This is a genomic window from Nostoc sp. T09 (genome assembly GCF_002154695.1).
Lineage (GTDB): Bacteria > Cyanobacteriota > Cyanobacteriia > Cyanobacteriales > Nostocaceae > Aulosira.
Genome location: NZ_MTAV01000192.1, coordinates 30,694 through 47,636 on the forward strand (window position 1 = coordinate 30,694; position 16,943 = coordinate 47,636).

Genomic DNA, 16,943 nt, shown 5'->3' on the forward strand with positions numbered 1-16,943 from the left:
TTGTGCGTTCTTAATAACCTCACTTTATTATCGGCGTTAATTACCCACCTGAGAATTCACAACCGAAAAGCCGCGACGTGTGGATTTTCTACTGGCTAACTGGACTTGAAAGCTTACCTTATCGCTGATTTCCCCGCTTCTTGCTTCCAATGTCCACTTACCAGGACGCAGATACCAAAATAAAGAATTAGCTGAATCTGTAGCTAGCTTTTCTCCATTTAACCGCCACTCTACGAGTTCAGATGCCTTTCCTACTAGCTTAAACTCTAGTTTCTGCGTTGTTTGTTCCCCTGGATACAGCAAAAATAAATCGCCATTATGGGGAGATAAAATCCTAATATTACTAGTATTAAAAGTTGATTGTTGCTGTTTAGCTAACCATTCATCATATTCTGGTGGTAAATTGCCTGGTTGTTGATTTTCATAGGCAATTTTGTCTTCTGAATAGAAATATTCCTGCACCACTGAAGCACAATCTGGTGTAGGTTTTAACCCCGAAATTGCACAGATGGGTAATTGCACTAAACCTTCTGGAGGTGTAAAACTAGATGGTTCTTGATGCTCATGCAGATGTAACATAATGCGATTCCACAAGGGAGCCGCCCCTGTAACGCCTGATACCTGGCGCATCGGTTCGCCATTGAAATTTCCTACCCAGGTAGCAACGGTGTAATCGGTAGTAAAGCCAACTGTCCAAGTATCGCGGAAATTTGAAGAAGTGCCAGTTTTAACAGCAGATGGAAAGGGTAAATTTAACACCGAGTCTACACCAAATGCAGTTGCACGGGCATGGCGATCGCTCAACATATCAGCTATTAATTGCCATGTTGTCGGATTTTGGATTTGAGGTTTTGGATTTTGGATTGCAGAGTTAGAGAATGTACTTACCAGCGATGTGGCTTCACCTTGTCGCGCCATAGTGACGTAAGCCCTAGCCAATTCCCAAAGACTGACTTCGCCACTACCTAAAGTTAAACCTAAACCATAATATTCGGGGGTTTGATTGAGGTGTTCAAAACCTAATTGACGCAGATGTTCTAAGAAAGTTGGTACGCCTACCTTTTCTAATACCCTGACTGCGGGAACATTCAGGGAATTCGCTAAAGCAACGCGCACCCGCACCGGGCCGAGAAAAGTTTGAGTATAATCTGTAGGGCTATACAGTTTTGCACCAGGAATCGCGTAGTAAGCAGGTACATCAGCCAAAATTGTATTTGGGCGAATTGCACCTTTTTCTAACGCCAACTCATACACAAACGGCTTGAGGGTAGAACCTGGTTGACGCAGTGCTTGTACTCCATCATTGCGTCCGAGTTTGGCTTCATTAAAGTAATCGGGTGAACCGACATAAGCCAATACTTCCCCAGTATGGTTGTCAATTACCAAAGCTGCCGCATCATGGACGTTATTCGCCGCGAGAGAAGAAAGTACTTGCTGTACCTGTGCTTCCACAAATTGCTGTAAAGGGCGATTGATTGTCGTGCGGATTAATCCCTCCCCTTCTGGCGTTGGAGTACTTTGCTGACTCGCTAACCAAAATAAAAAGTGAGGTGCAGCAATAATTCCCCGTTGACGAGATTGAAACACAACCTTTTCTGTCGATGCGCGTTCTGCTAATGAGGAAGTAACGTAACCATCCTGTACCATCTGCTTGAGAACGTATTTCTGACGCTGCTTCAACCGTTCCCAATGCTCTAAAGGATCAAAATAAGTGGGATTATTGGGGATAGCTGCTAAAAGACTAGCTTGAGCAAGATTCAAATCACTCGCTGGGATAGAAAAATAAGTACGCGCTGCTGCTTCCACACCGTAGATATTTCCCCCCATTGGTAAACGATTAATGTAAGCCGAGAGGATTTCATTTTTATTCATCCCCGCAGTTAACCGCCAAGATAACCAAATCTCACGCAGCTTACCCGAAAGATTGCGGGGAACAGGATCTAACATCCGCGACAACTGCATAGTAATTGTCGAAGCACCAGACACAACTTTTTTCGCATGAATTGCTTCTTTAACAGCGCGGACAACCGCTTTCAAATCCAACGCCCCATGATGATAAAAGCTACCATCTTCAGCAGCCAAAATCGCCTGAATAAATTGGGGAGAAACCCGATCTAATGGGACTACTGCTGTATGCTCTTGATCGCGGGTAAGTATAGTTCCTAAGGGTAGCCCATTGCGATCGCTAAACTGCATCGCTAACTGACTTTGCATAATATCTGTAGTCCGAACAGGTGCAAAATATGGCATTAAGCGCACCGTCAAACAAATTAGCAGCAAAGCTAAAATCACCTTACCTCTTTTGCTGCGATTCAACCCACGCCAAACTTTTTGCGTAATTTGGATCGGCCAACGTGAAGTTCTTTTCATCAGCGAATCCTCTACCCCTGAAACTTACTTTAATTTTCACGTAGCGATCGCAGTTAAATCAGGAAATATTTCTAACACTTAACAACTCATTTTATCTAGTTGGCATTTGTCATTAGTATTTATTTGCTAATGGCAGTAGAGCATTATAAGCTAGCTTTAAATCTATCTATTATTACCCGTTAAAAGTAAATACTTCTTAATATAAATCTCTAATTTCTCTGAAATTTCTCTTCCTCTTCGTGTCCTTTGCGTCCTTTGCGGTTCGTTTAAAAAAGTCTCACAACTCCCAGCCGATTACTATCGTTAAGAATTGTAGTAATTGTTAGGAACAATCGTGTTGCATTGGTTATCTATATAATAATCTCACGCAGAGACGCAGAGACTCAGAGAGAAGAGAGATATATATTTTAAATCTATTATGATTATTAAAATTTTAATTAAATTCTTACTTACGTTAACACTTATGCTAGGAATAGCAGGGTGTAATTTTTTTGGAATTGGCTCAGGGAAAGAACAACTACCAACAGTTGCGCCTCTTTCACCGCCCAAATTACCAGATTGGATCGAACAAATTAGCCCAATTGGTGATGCGAAACCACTCAACCAAATTCGCATTCGATTTAAAGAAGCGTTAATTCCCGTGGAAAGTCTGGATAGTCCAGAACAGCAAAACTTACTGCAAAAATTTGAACTTATACCACCATTACCAGGTAGATTTCGCTTTTTGACACCACGCATGGTGGGTTTTCAAGCTGATAAAGCTTTACCACAAGCTACAAGATTTCAAGTTACTCTAAAATCTGGTTTGGCTGATTTAAAAAATCATCGTTTAGATAAAGATTTAGCTTGGACTTTTAATACTCAACCGATTAAGCTGGCGAATTTACCTGGCGTAAATCTGATGGAAAAGGCTGATATTGAACCGATTGCTGTACAGCCTAAGTTACAATTTACATCCAATGTAGAACTAGATACAGCTTCAGTTCAAGAACATTTACAGTTAGTTCCTGAAGGAAAAAATCAAGGTATTGCCTTCAAAATTGAATTAGCTAAAGAAGATAAGCCGATAGAAAATGAAGATCCCTTAGAAAAATTTGACCCTTCAGTAAAGAACTGGATTTATCAGCTTATTCCCCAGCAAACTCTTGCGCAAGCAACTCGTTATCGCTTAAATTTTGCACCTGGTATCCGTCCAGCTTATGGTAATTTACCCAGTGATAAAGAATTTGCTAGTAAATTAGCAACTTATTCACCTTTAGCATTTCAAGGAATTAACTTATATGGACAACCAGATGCAGGTGGAACCTACGGAAGATTTGTTCAAGGTAGTCCGCAGCTAGAATTTAATAACATCTTATTAGCCGATTCCGCTAGGGAAAATATTAAAATTGAGCCTACACCAAAAGATATTCCGAGACTTTTCCAAATTGGTGATGAAGATAGAGTTGTCAGCATCAATCCTTATGCACTAGCACCAGACACTACTTATAACATTACTATTGGTGGAAATCTCAAAGATAAATTTGGACAGACTTTGGGTAAACCTGTCACAGTGAAGTATGAAACGGGTGATTTAGCTGGTGATATTTGGGTTCCCTCAGATTTAAATATTTTTCCTTCAGGTAAAGATTTACAGCTAAATATTAATACGATAAATCTACCAGAGGCGAAGTATAAAGCCGCTTATAAATTAATTCAACCCACAGATTTGGTTTACGATAATTATGCGAATAATTTTTTACCTAAACCCGTTGAATGGCAAACTTTCCCGGTGACAGGGAAGAAAAATCAATCAGTTGATATCACTATTCCTCTGAAAGAAAAGTTATCTTCTCCCACAGGAATGCTAGCTTATGGAGTGCAAGCACGTACCAATAAATATAAAGAAAATGGTAAAGAACTGTGGCGGGAACCGACGACTTACGGCTTAGTACAATTAACAAATTTGGGTGTATTTTCTCAGTGGTTTCCTGATTCTGGCTTAATTCGCGTTCATCATTTAAGCGATGGTTCGCCTGTAAAAGCTGCGGCTGTGGAAATTTATCAATCAAAATTGAACGAAAAATCTCGCACATCAGCTTCACCTTGTGCAACTGGCAAAACTGATGATAGTGGTAATTTAATTATTAAACAAGAAGATTTACAGCAATGTTTTGCTGGTAGTCAAAGATTTGTCAAAGCACCAGAATTTTTAATAATTGCCCGTGAAAATCAAGATTGGGCATTTACCCGTACGGAAGAATATAGCGGTGCTTATGGTTATGGGATTGATACAGGTTGGCAAGATGGTAAACCGGAATCACGAGGAATTATCTTCTCAGATAGGCAGTTATATCAACCAGGTGAAAAAGCTTGGTTAACTGGCTTTGCTGATTACTTACAAAATGGCACAATTCAGCAAGATAAAAATACTGCTTACCAAATAACTCTCATTAATCCTGATGGACAAAAAACGAATTTAGGCACAAAGACAACCAATGAATTTGGTACATTTTCTCTAGAGTTGCCGATTAATAAAGCTCAACGTTTGGGCTATTATACAGTCGAGGCTAAAGGGAAAGCTGGACAAGAAATTTCTGGAGAGTTTCGGCTAGCTGAATTTAAACCGCCTAATTTTAAAGTCGAACTGAATTTAGATAAAGAATTTGCCTTAATTGGCGAGGAAGTGAATGCTAAAGCTGCTAGTAATTATCTATTTGGTGCGCCTGTAGAAGGAGGCGAAGCTAAATATTTTGTCACGCGCCAACAAGCTAATTTTATTCCTAAAGGTTGGGAAGAATTTAGCTTTGGTAGACAATGGTTCTGGCCGGAAGAAAGCCCAACTTTAACTAGCGATGTATTACAAGCAAATTCTAAACTAGATGAGAACGGTAGAAGCAGTCAAACTCTGAGGGTAGCGAAGGATTTACCATACCCAATGACTTATCGGGTAGATGTGCAAGTTGCAGATGTTTCTAATTTATCGGTGGCGAATTCGCAAACCTTTACCGCCTTACCAACTAATCGCCTCATCGGTTTAAAAAGTAATTTTGTTGCTGATGCTGGTAAACCGTTTTCTATAGAAGCTATTGTTACTGACCCTACAGGAAAACCGATCGCAGGTCAACGGCTGCGGCTGGAATTACAAGAGATCAAATATAGTAGTGTCACTAAGTTAGTAGAAGGTAGCCGCACACCAAAAAATCAAGTTGAATATAAGACGGTGGGACAAGCAGAAGTGACATCTGCTAGTAATCCTCAATCTGTAAATTTAACACCTAAAGAATCAGGTTCCTACAGAATTAGAGCAAATTTTAGCGATACAAAAGACGAATTAAGCGCCACAGATTTACAAATTTGGGTAACTGGAAACAATCAAGTATTCTGGGGTTCTCCAGAAGAAGACCGCCTCGAAGTTAAACTTGATAAAAAAGAGTTTAAACCTGGTGAAACTGCAACCGCACTGATTCAATCTCCCTACCCAGAAGCAGAATTATATTTTGCAGTTATTAAAGACAAACCTCTCTATCAGCAGATTATCAAAGTCAAGGGAGGCGCACCACAAATTCAGTTTGAAGTTACGCCAGAAATGCTACCTAATGCAGCAGTACAAGCTGTGTTAGTTAGACAAGGCGCACCACTTAATGAAGTGGAACCGGGAAGTTTAGATAAATTAGTGAAAATTGGTTTTGCACCATTTAAAGTCAACTTGCAGAATAAATATTTAAAGGTGCAAGTTAATCCACTGCAAGCATCTTTAGAACCTGGTGCAGAGGAAACCTTACAACTAGAACTCACGGATAATCAAGATATCCCCACCCCAGGACAATTTACAGTCATGGTGGTAAATGAAGCGGTACTGCAACTATCTGGTTATCGTCCGCCAGATTTGGTAAATACAGTATACGCCGAACAAGCGATCGCAACTCGTTTTAGTGATAATCGTCCTGATGTCGTCATTCAACCCCAAGATATCCCCAAACCCAAAGGCTGGGGTTACGGCGGTGGCTTGTCATCAGGCGCAGCTAATACCCGCGTCCGCACAGATTTCCAAGCCTTAGCTTACTACAATGGTTCTGTGGTTACTGATGCTAGCGGTAAAGCACAGATCACATTTAAACTCTCCGATGACTTAACCACATGGCGAGTCATGGCTGTGGCTACCGATGGAAATCTGCGTTTTGGCAATGGCGATAACACATTTATCACTACCAAACCATTGCTGACTAATGCCATCTTGCCACAATTTGCCCGTCCAGGCGATCGCATCCTCGCAGGTTTATCAGTCACCAACAACACTGGAAATAGCGGAAATCTCTCAATTAACGGTGAACTTGGCGGTACAGTAAAATTTGCTGATAAAAACCCCACCGCTACAAATTTACAAACCAAAGCCGAACCAGCTACCCAAGCTTATCGCTTCCCAATGGTGGCGGAGAATGTAGGAGTTGGGAAAGTTCGCTTCACCACGCAGTTAAATAATGCAACCGATGCGTTTGAAGTACCTCTAGAAATTAAGCCGCTAGAAATTACCGAACAAGTTGTGGAAACAGGAATCACCGAAAAGCAAACGAAGATTCCATTAAATGTCGATAAAAATACCTTCCCAGATGCGGGAGGTTTAAATATTCAACTGGCGAGTACCTTAGTACCAGAAATTAAAGCACCAGCCAAACAAGTTTTAGCTGATAATGAATTACCATTCGCAGAACCAGCAGCCAGTCAGTTAATTATTGCAGCGAATTTACAAACGCTGTCACAAAAATATGGACAGACATTTGCAGAATTCAACACCAACCAACAAGCAAATCTAGCAACTGAACAACTGCAAAAACTCCAAATAGCCGATGGTGGTTTTGCTTCTTACCCAGGACAAGAAAAATCCGATCCTTGGGTGTCTTCCTATGCAGCAGAATCTTTAGCTAAAGCAAATCAAGCCTTCCCCGGTTTGATTGATTCTAGAATGCTTTCACGCCTCAAGGGTTATTTACAGAAAGTCCTCGCTAACCCCGGACAATACGACTTTTGCAAACAGCAACTTTGTAAAAATCAACTGCAACTCAATGCATTGATAGCATTAGCAGAATTGGGAGATAAACGCAATAGCTTCTTAGCAGATATTTATCAACAGCGCAATAATTTTGATCTAGTTAATCAAATCAAACTAGCGCGGTACTTATCCCAATTTCCCGAATGGCAAGACGAATCGCAAACCATGTTGAACCAGTTACAACAAAATATATATGAAACTGGTCGCACAGCAGCTATTAGCCTACCCAATAGTTGGGGATGGATGAGTTCCTCAACAACAGCACAAGCGCAAGCTTTACGTCTATTTATTGCCAACAAAGCTAAACCGGAAGTAGTAGATAAATTATTTCAGAGTTTGCTAGCACAACGAAGAAATGGCACATGGCAAACTAGTTATAACAACGCCCAAGCACTCACAGCCTTAGTAGAATATAGTCAACTACAACCCACTCCACCTAATTTTGTTACCTCTGTACAATTAGCTGGTAAAAAGTTAGGAGAAAATCGCTTTGAAGGCTACAGTAATCCTAGCTTGCAGCTAAACGTACCAATGGATCAATTACCTCGTGGTCGTCACGATTTAGTTATGCAAAAATCAGGTAGAGGTAAATTACATTATCTGGTTGCTTATAATTACCGCCTGCAAGGAAATCAACCAGGAAAGTTTAACGGTTTACGAGTTACCAGAGAAATACAGAAAGTCGGTGAAGAAAAAGTTCTGCAAAAATTAGGACTTTACGCCTTTGATAAACCCTTAACTTTAACACCAGGACAAGTGTTTGATATTGGTTTAGAAATTATTAGCGATCATCCGGTAGATCATGTGGTCATTACAGATCCCCTACCAGCAGGATTAGAAGCAGTTGATGCAAGTTTCCAAACTACAACAGCAGCATTACAAGCAAAAGCCGATAGTTGGCAACTTGGGTTTAAAAATATTTACCGCGATCGCATTATCGCCTACGCCGACCACCTCGAACCAGGAGTTTATAGCCTGCATTATTTAGTGCGTTCTGTTACCCCCGGTAAATTCTTCTGGCCTGGTGCGGAAGTTCATTTGCAATATGCACCCGAAGAATTTGGGCGTGTGGCTGAGTCTACATTGATATTGGAGGAGAGTAAGTAACAATTATGTAATCTCTGGCTACAACAAATCTAAAAATCTTTCCAGGTCTATACGAGCCTGCTTTAAAATCTTGGCTAGAGTAGAACGCTTAACTGGTCGATGAGCCGGAACTGTCAATTTCAAAACTTCATCTGGCCAGGTTTTTTCTAGCCTAATGTGACTACCTCGCTGGCGTACAACTGTCCATCCATCCCGTTCTAAAGCAGCAATAATCTGAGTGTAAGGTAAAATAGGAACTTTACTCACAGTACCAATTCCCTAATAATTACTCCCTCTTGAGTACTCAATTCATTTTCCAATGGCTCAAGATAGAGTTCGATTGCTTCTTGGATATTCTCTAATGCTTCTTCAACAGTTTCTCCTTCACTAATACATCCAGGAAGCGAGGGAACATAGACGGTGTATCCACCTTCATCACTGGGTTCTAATACAACTTTGAGTTTCATAATTTGGTAATGAACTTACTTCTCTATTTTTAATCATTTATGGCGATCGCATTATCGCCTACGCCGACCACCTCGAGCCAGGAGTTTATAGCCTGCATTACTTAGTACGTTCTGTTACCCCCGGTAAATTCCTCTGGCCTGGTGCGGAAGTTCATTTGCAATATGCACCAGAAGAATTTGGGCGTGCGGCTGAGTCTACACTGATATTAGAGGAGAGAAATAATACCAATTCTCCAAAAAGAGGCAACAGATGATGACGCGGGGACACGGACAAGGGGAAGCGGTTGTTAAAATCTACTTTAGGATTTACCTAATATAGGACTCATATTTGATTTTTGAAAAAAACTCAGTACAGTTTTATTCCTTCTTCTCTGTTCCCGGTTCCCTGTTCCCTGTTCCCTCCCTATGTAAATAATTTCAGTAATCAAATCGGATTGCTATATATAAAATAAGTGGTACAAAAGTATTACTATTTGGTAAAGTATGAACGAGGAAGCAAGGGGGACAAAGAATTCAAAATTAAGATTTGACCCTTGAGGCTTGACTCTTGACTCTTAACTCTTGACTACTGATACACTTATTTAGCACAACACTTGGATAGCCTAAAACGATGAAAGCATCTGCTAAGTTCGACTTTGAGGACGAGAAATTTAATGCACCCCCTTCTCAAGTCATTCCCTGGTGTCAGATGATTAATCCTCGGTATGGCACAGATGGTATCCAATCTTATGGTTTGGCAGTAAAGCTGGATAATGCCCATGCTGTTGGCTTTCAGCCAGACGATAATTGGCAACAGGTAGAGCATGAATTTAGCTCCGGAGCCGAAACTGTATTTATTACTAGTACTCCAAACTTAGTGATAGTACGTCGCGGACCGCTATCTGTCAAAGATAGAGAAACTGGGCTGAAATTGGGTACACTTAAAGAAAATTACGATGCTTTTTTAGCAGATAAACTTAAATTTAAAACTTTCACTCGGTATTTGATTTTTTTAGTAGGAGAAAATAAAAAGTTTTTACATGAAACTCCACTACAATTAACTCTTAATGGTGCAGCTGGGGCAAGTTTCAGCAAAACCTACTGCGAATATCAACAAGGTAAAGTTGTTAGTGGTTTTGTTGCTGAATTAGAAAGGGCCTATGCGGCATATAGAAAGCAAGCTGTGTCACCCAAAGGTCCTCTATTCCATGCTCACGGAATTTTTTCTCCCATCATTGAGTGTGAAGAAAGAGGCATAGAACCAAATACAGTTTTGGTTGCTTCTACTGTGGATTTCAAACATCCGACAGTTGGAACATTAACACAATACTTAATAGCTTCTGATTCGCCTGAGTCTACAATAATTTGTAAGACTTTTGAAGAACACAAAGAATTTGGTAAGGAAGCTGTGAAAATAGAAACACCTAAAATGGAAATGGCGGGTGTTTCCAGTTCTTATGTTTACGCTGATGAAGATGATTTTGGTTATCCGCCTTATTAGGGGATGAGGGGACTGGGGTGTGGGGAGAAAGAAACCACACTTAGTCTTCCCCATCTTCCCACACCTTCCACACTCCTTGTTTGCCTCATGCCCAATATCTATTCTTTGAGCAATAAATAATATAAGGAGCCGTTACCGCCTGTAATCCCAGCGCGATCGCCTGCTAATTTGCCGGTTCCCATAAAATAATCTACCCTTCCCGGCCCTTTGATGGCGCTACCTGTGTCTTGATCGAGCACAAAGCGGCTAACATTCCGAAACTCTAGGTTACCAACAGTATTGGGATAAGGAATAGCAGTATAAACCAGGGCTAGAGCGCCTGGAGGCATAATAGACTTATCTGTGGCAATGGAACGCTCTGGTGTAACTGGCACATTAATACTACCAGTGGCTGGTGTACCGCTTGTTTCTTTGAAGAAGACAAACCGCTCCCAGCGAGGCAAATAATTACTCAATTCCTGTGGAGATTGCTTAAAGTAACTGACCAACTTTGGTAGTGTTAATCCCTCTAGTGGGAGTTTGCCGTCTTTCGCAAGTTCTTTGCCGATACTTGTCCAAGGATAATCTGTTCCACCTGCATAAGCAACAGAGGTTTTTTTACCATCAGTTAACTGAATTTGGGCAGATCCTTGGATGTGGATCATGTATGCGTCTAGGCGATCGCGGAACCACAACATTTCTAAACCGTGCAACTGGCTTTTATCCCCCAGTAACCCATCTTGACCTTCTAAATCAATCCGTTTTGGGTGAGGTTTAGCCCATTGGTCAAAATCTGGTGGTAGTCGATAAAGGGGATATTTGTATTCAGAAGTTCGTACACGGCTAGCTAGATAAACAGGCTCGTAGTAAGAGGTAAACTTAACAGTACCGTTGCCGTCGTTACCTACAGATTGGTAAAACACAAACTCCTTGCGGACAGCAGCTTGTAGTTGGGCTGGTGATTTAGATTTGACAACCAGCTGACGGAAGCGTACCAAACTCCGACGTACCCGATCCAAGGTAATTTCTTTAATTGGATATTGTTGATAAGCAGCGATCGCCTTATCTTTTTCCAGGTAACGTAAGCTATTATCAATTGCTGCTAAAAGTGCTTGGCGATCGCCGCGTTTACCCCTGCTACCCCAAATTTGCTCATCCCAGCCCAAACAAGCATAGCTAGGGGTACAGTTTCCTAAGTCAGTAGGTTTGAGCGGCAGCTGTACTTCAGGATTGCTAGGTGGTACTACTAAAGGTATTCCAGGATTAGTCTGTACTGGCGGTGGTAAATCAGGAACCTGAGCAACAGCTGACCAGAGTGTATTTACAAAGGCAATTCCTAGACTTAAGGAAAGCAAGGCAAGGGTTTTTCTCATCATTTAATCGTATCTTTCAACACTAGAGCTAAAAATTGGTTCTACCCGGATTGCGGTAATTCGAGATGGGCGTACTACCATATACTCCCCTTGAATATTCTTGATCGGCACGCTAATAAAGTCATGAGAAGCAGACTTTGGCACAAGTTCGCCACTATACCACTTCTGAAACTCTTGAATAGTAGGAAAACGTACTTCTTCGCGATGACCACTTTCTAGTAGAAGGTGTACTGCGTATTCATTCGGGGTTCTAGGCATAAAGTTGAATTATTTGAAACACATTCAACCCATTGTTAACCACCTTATACCAGAATGAGAAGGGGAAGTATACGGGAGCAGACACAGATATTTTAGAGAGTTTTGAGTTAATAACTCATCACTCACCACTCCTCACCATTAACTTGTACTTTCGCCTATGACGGAAGCTTACCCGGATACAGTTCCCAGTAAATTGTTTTGGGAAAAAAATCTTTATATAGCAGTTCTCGTAAGATAGTGAGATCCCCGAGTTCTTGAAGAAGTCGGGGATCTCGTAGCTCGTAGCCCGTTCCCAGTAAATTCTCTGTTTTTGCAAAAATCAAAACTCTGCAAAATAAAAAGTCCGCAACGGCGGACTTGGTGTGTACGGGTATCAATCATGGCATGAACTTTACTTTGCTGAAGATTGTTTGGGCTTGGGAAAACCTCTTTGAGAATTTAAAAATGGGGGTATAGGACAGTCTAGAGTCATGGCGATCGCTCTCAGCAAATCTGCCTCTGATGGCGTAACTTTATTATCTAGTAAAACAGTGTGAGCGCAGGCATCAACCAGAGCTTGCTTAAGTTTAGGACTAGCAAGGCGGAGGCGCTCAATACTTTTCTTAATATCAGTAAAGTTACAAGCAACAGGTGCATCTGGTTTTTCTTGCTGTCCGGCTCCCGGAAGGCGAAAAATACCAGAACGAAATGCATAGGCGATTTCATCCGGTTGAGATTGTCCCACTCGTGCTAGTGCTGACAGTACTAATATGCAATCTGACCAAATCTGTTCTATAGAAGTAAATTCTACTGTTGTAGTTGATGTGGGATTGATACAAGGCTGGAGTCGATACCACAGTACTAACTGCAATACAAAATCCCACAGAGATAAACTTCCTCTAGCTGTCACTAAACCTTGAACACATTTGCACAACCTTTGGCATTCTTTAGCAGAAGTTTGCCGTAATGCGGGTATTGTCAAATCCACAAGTGGTAAGCGCAAGCTGGGATCTAGTTGGCTAACTTCGCTACTAAATTCTAGTGTTTTCTCTACCAACTCAGCAGGTTGCACTTGGCTTAACCAAGCGATTTGGCGTTGTTGTACTTCGGGATTTTCTGTATCTATAGCTAAGGCAAAAGCGATCGCTGTTGCACTTTGCTGTTCTCTTACTCCCAAGCGTAGAGTTTCTGGTAACTGCGCCAATAATGCTTGAGCATGGGCAAAATGCTCTGGTGCAACGCTTCCCACCTGATTGACTACCTGTTCTGGTGTGACTGTTGTAGTATTTCCACCACCAGCAAAACCCATTGCTAATCCATCCTGGGAATGCGGTTGATGGCGCATAGGAGATGGCATTGCAGCTAAATCACGCGCATTCAAACCCCCAACACGGCGGATACGTTCTGCAAGCGGTGGGTGAGTAGCAAACATATCTTCCCAAAAGGAAGGTTTGAGAGCATTGCCAAAGAACATATGACTGGCGGCTTCTGCACCTGGCGTAATCAAGCGTGAATCCATCTGTTGGAGTTTTTGCAGTACTCCAGTCATACCATCAGGGTTGCGAGTGAATTGTACCGCCGAGGCATCAGCCAGAAATTCCCTTTGACGAGAGACAGCGGCTTTAATTAGGCGACCGCAGAGTAATCCGATACCGCCAATCGCCATCAGCGCCAAACCAAACGCCCACAAAGGCAAACCCTTATCTTCGGAGCTACTGCGAACGCGCCAACGCCACAGCAATTCCCCGGCTAAGTAAATAAACAAAATTCCGTGTAGCAGTCCCATCAAACGCAAATTCAGCCGCATATCTCCATTGAGAATGTGACTGAATTCATGACCGATTACTCCTTGTAATTCATCCCGACTTAGGTGTTGCAAACTTCCACGGGTAACACCAATTACGGCATCGTTAGGTGAAAACCCAGCAGCAAAGGCATTAATACCTTGTTCTGATTCTAGGAGATAGACTTCGGGCACAGAAATACCAGAAGCGATCGCCATTTCCTCGACAATATTTAACAGTTGTCGCCCTTGTTCATCTGCCATTTCGGGTAGTAGGAGTCGTCCCCCCAACTCCTGAGCAATGATACTGCCTCCCTGCCGCAGATATAAGATTTTATATACACTGCCAAAAGCGATCGCAATAATGGTGACACCAGCTACAGAGAGAAATAATCCTGAATGCCACCAAATCCGGGGAGCCATGCGAAACAGAAATAACGCGGCAATATAAATCGCCACAACCATAACTGCGATCGACAGCGCAAATAACCCGATTAACTGTTGTGTGTTTTGGCGTGCTTTATCCTGATGTTCAAAGAAATTCATAGACACCTAAAAAGACACGCGGGGAGCAGTTTTCATTTCTGGTGTGGCTTCTTGCAGCAACTCGGCATTAGTAAAGTTAAAAGTGCGTGCTACTAAGTTGCTGGGGAACGATTCGCCTTTGGTGTTGTAGAGTGTCACAGCATCATTAAAAGCCTGACGTGCAAAAGCAATCCGGTTTTCTGTAGAAGATAGTTCCTCCATCACCTGACTCATCGAGCGATCGGCTTTCAGTTCAGGGTAAGCTTCCGAAAGTACCATCATGCGACTTAACGCACCCGTCAGCGCCGCTTCTGCATTACCCAACTGCTGCATCGCTTGCGGATCGCCAGGATTTTGTACAGCGCGACTACTAGCATTAACCGCAGAATTCCGGGCTGCAATTACTGCTTCGAGGGTTTCCCGTTCATGTTTCATGTAACCTTTAGCAGTTTCCACCAAATTGGGAATTAAGTCATAGCGACGCTGTAATTGCACATCAATTTGGGAGTAAGCATTCTTGTAGCGATTGCGATACTTGACTAAATCGTTGTAGCTACTAATGATAATGACAACTACAGTGGCAATTACAACAACCAAAAATATTAAAAGCCCGATCATATTCTTAAAGTTCCAAAAACTTGCGAATTGAGAAATGCAACACCCTGACAGGAAAATTGCCATTAAGCAAAGCAAGTATGGTACTTGTTTGCATTACCCATCAAAGTAGCCGTTATATCCAGCGAAATTGTCATGGATATACACAAGAGTCTACTTTCCGCAAGTTTGCTTCGTCGCCTGTAAAATTAGTTACGAAAAATTACTTAGATTAATGTTGTTTATGAAACGGTTTACAGTGCGATCGCCTTCTTCATAACTTCAGTATTAAGCTCTAATGGACGAAATTGAATTTTTCTTTGTGTCTTCGTGCCTTAGTGGTTCATTAATCAAGATTTATTTTCACGAATCAAATAGAATTGCTATGGCAAGAATACTTCAACTCACACATGGGTCAACTACTGCCGAATTCCTTTGATAAACTCTGCTCTAGCTTCAATAATTGAAGGCATTAAAACACAACGTACTAATAAATTGATATCTAATTCTGTTAGTAAAGTACTTTGAGTAATTTGTTCATAGTTATCATTATTTAATCCATATAAAGATAATTGATTATTTTCCCAAAACCAAACCTCAGTAATTTTAAATCTCTTGTATTTTTCTAGTTTATCTATACTGCCACTGGTAATATTAACTTCAATAGCTAAGTCAGGATGCTCTTTCTTCTCACCAATATAGTAAGATTCATCAGGTTCAAAGGAAGCACTCTTTTCTTTTGCTCGACGGGTGGCACTACCTACAGCGATAAATTTTATACCTATTTCAAAAAAATATGCTTCTAGTAATATAGCTACAACACTTTTAATAATCTCATGCTTTTCACTATGAGTTCTAAACTCTATACATCCGTCAAGATAAGTTATCCGCAAACCTGGCGCATCTGCTGTTAAAGCTTCAATCTTCTCAAATTCTTCCCAAGTGTAATTGCCAGGTAACAGAAACCGCTGTTCTTGCAAGGTAGTAATTTGATCTAGGATTTGTGGAGTCATAGCTTATTGGTCTTATCTATAGATTGCTAAACTTTGTTGCAACGAGAAGATAACTCTTAAAGGCTACTTTTATCTTTTTAAACCTCGTCCATTTAGAAACCTGGAGTAGTGTGGGCATCTTGCCCGCTACTACCAGCAGGGAGCAAGATGCTCCCACTACTTTTAAAACTATGGTTCTCAAAATAGATGTGGTTTATTTCATACAGAAATAATATTTTATGATTGATTACTTATCACAAGTATAACGCTGCTCACAGGATATAATACGCAAGTTAATACCTCTGAATCAGAGTGAATAGATAAAACCCAGCGACAGTAAAGATAAAGATAACAGTAGCAGAATATACTATTACATCTTTTAAAAGAAATGATATCCAATCTTTTCTAAGTTCTTGTTTAAACTTTAGTTCTCGTAACTTACGCTCAAGTTCTGCATCTTCTTTTGAAGGTAAACTCACATAACGACTGGCATATATATCATCAATAATTTCTTCCGTATTGTCTTTATCTTCCCAAGTATCAACATTAGCTACAAAACGGTCTAATGTATTATTAGTTTGATTTGATACAATCGCTAAATTATCTTTTTTAAATTTACCTATTTCTTTTTTGATCGCTTTTTTGACTGTTTTCGCTATTAAAGCTTCTAATTTTTTTTCTGCCATGTGTTGTTAAAAGATTTTCTTGCATAGCCTTTCAGCTTAGATTTTACTAGAACTGAATGCTGAAGAAATGAAGTTACAGCTACCAGAAGCAAATTTAATTACTCACATACTTAGGTTGCGAATTTCGGAAAATTGCAGTGCGACTCTCCATAAGGTCTATTGCGTCTATCATCCAAATCCATAATTGCCATTTCGGAGACTACATTTGCCGTTTCGGAGACTACACTTGCTATTTCGGACACTACATTTGCTATTTCAGAGACTACAATTGCCGTTTCAGAGACTACATTTGCCGTTTCGGACACTACATTTGCCGTTTCGGACACTACATTTGCCGTTTCG

Annotated in this window: 11 protein-coding genes and 2 pseudogenes; 3 read left to right on the top strand and 10 right to left on the bottom strand. The window is 41.0% G+C overall.

All coding sequences use genetic code 11. From position 1 onward, the window contains the following. Positions 1-36 precede the first annotated feature (36 nt). The gene (gene pbpC, locus BV372_RS30225) at positions 37-2,370 is read right to left on the bottom strand and encodes a penicillin-binding protein 1C (protein WP_086690506.1); all 2,334 of its coding nucleotides are present in this window, start codon (positions 2,368-2,370) and stop codon (positions 37-39) included. A gap of 418 nt (positions 2,371-2,788) precedes the next feature. On the opposite strand from pbpC, the gene BV372_RS30230 reads away from it, so the two are divergent. Continuing rightward, positions 2,789-8,506, top strand: coding sequence for an alpha-2-macroglobulin (locus BV372_RS30230; RefSeq protein WP_179198287.1), 5,718 nt, complete (start codon positions 2,789-2,791; stop codon positions 8,504-8,506). Positions 8,507-8,524: 18 nt separating this feature from the next. Here BV372_RS30230 and BV372_RS30235 read toward each other — a convergent pair whose 3' ends face one another. Both BV372_RS30235 and BV372_RS30240 read right to left on the bottom strand, forming a co-directional pair. Next, entirely contained in the window at positions 8,525-8,752 is a 228-nt protein-coding gene (locus BV372_RS30235) for a type II toxin-antitoxin system HicA family toxin (RefSeq protein WP_086690508.1), read from the bottom strand. Then, a complete protein-coding gene (locus BV372_RS30240) occupies positions 8,749-8,952 on the bottom strand; it encodes a type II toxin-antitoxin system HicB family antitoxin (protein WP_086690510.1) in 204 nt (67 codons plus the stop codon). The genes BV372_RS30235 and BV372_RS30240 overlap by 4 nt, the downstream gene beginning before the upstream one ends. A gap of 26 nt (positions 8,953-8,978) precedes the next feature. On the opposite strand from BV372_RS30240, the pseudogene BV372_RS38490 reads away from it, so the two are divergent. Then, positions 8,979-9,206: pseudogene (locus BV372_RS38490) on the top strand (hypothetical protein); the annotation flags it as partial. A gap of 356 nt (positions 9,207-9,562) precedes the next feature. Beyond that, positions 9,563-10,432, top strand: a complete 870-nt coding sequence (locus tag BV372_RS30245; RefSeq protein WP_086690512.1) for a DUF5895 domain-containing protein — start codon at positions 9,563-9,565, stop codon at positions 10,430-10,432. A gap of 98 nt (positions 10,433-10,530) precedes the next feature. Here the strand turns inward: BV372_RS30245 and BV372_RS30250 are convergent, their stop codons facing one another. From BV372_RS30250 to BV372_RS37240, 7 genes and pseudogenes are all read right to left on the bottom strand, one after another. Then, positions 10,531-11,784, bottom strand: coding sequence for a murein transglycosylase A (locus tag BV372_RS30250; protein WP_086690524.1), 1,254 nt, complete (start codon positions 11,782-11,784; stop codon positions 10,531-10,533). Between the two features lie 3 nt (positions 11,785-11,787). Beyond that, positions 11,788-12,042 carry a hypothetical protein gene (locus BV372_RS30255; RefSeq protein WP_086690514.1) on the bottom strand — a complete coding sequence of 85 codons (255 nt, stop codon included), beginning with the start codon at positions 12,040-12,042 and terminating at the stop codon, positions 11,788-11,790. A 391-nt stretch (positions 12,043-12,433) separates the two neighbouring features. Next, positions 12,434-14,350 (bottom strand): M48 family metallopeptidase, encoded by a 1,917-nt coding sequence (locus BV372_RS30260; RefSeq protein ID WP_086690516.1) that lies wholly within the window; start codon positions 14,348-14,350, stop codon positions 12,434-12,436. Between the two features lie 6 nt (positions 14,351-14,356). Continuing rightward, positions 14,357-14,947, bottom strand: coding sequence for a LemA family protein (locus BV372_RS30265; RefSeq protein ID WP_086690518.1), 591 nt, complete (start codon positions 14,945-14,947; stop codon positions 14,357-14,359). A 395-nt stretch (positions 14,948-15,342) separates the two neighbouring features. Beyond that, on the bottom strand, positions 15,343-15,936 hold the full coding sequence (locus BV372_RS30270) for a Uma2 family endonuclease (RefSeq protein WP_086690520.1): 594 nt from the start codon (positions 15,934-15,936) through the stop codon (positions 15,343-15,345). Positions 15,937-16,208: 272 nt separating this feature from the next. Next, positions 16,209-16,601 (bottom strand): hypothetical protein, encoded by a 393-nt coding sequence (locus BV372_RS36800; protein ID WP_179198288.1) that lies wholly within the window; start codon positions 16,599-16,601, stop codon positions 16,209-16,211. A gap of 110 nt (positions 16,602-16,711) precedes the next feature. Next, positions 16,712-16,943 (bottom strand): annotated as a pseudogene (locus BV372_RS37240) (hypothetical protein); the annotation flags it as partial.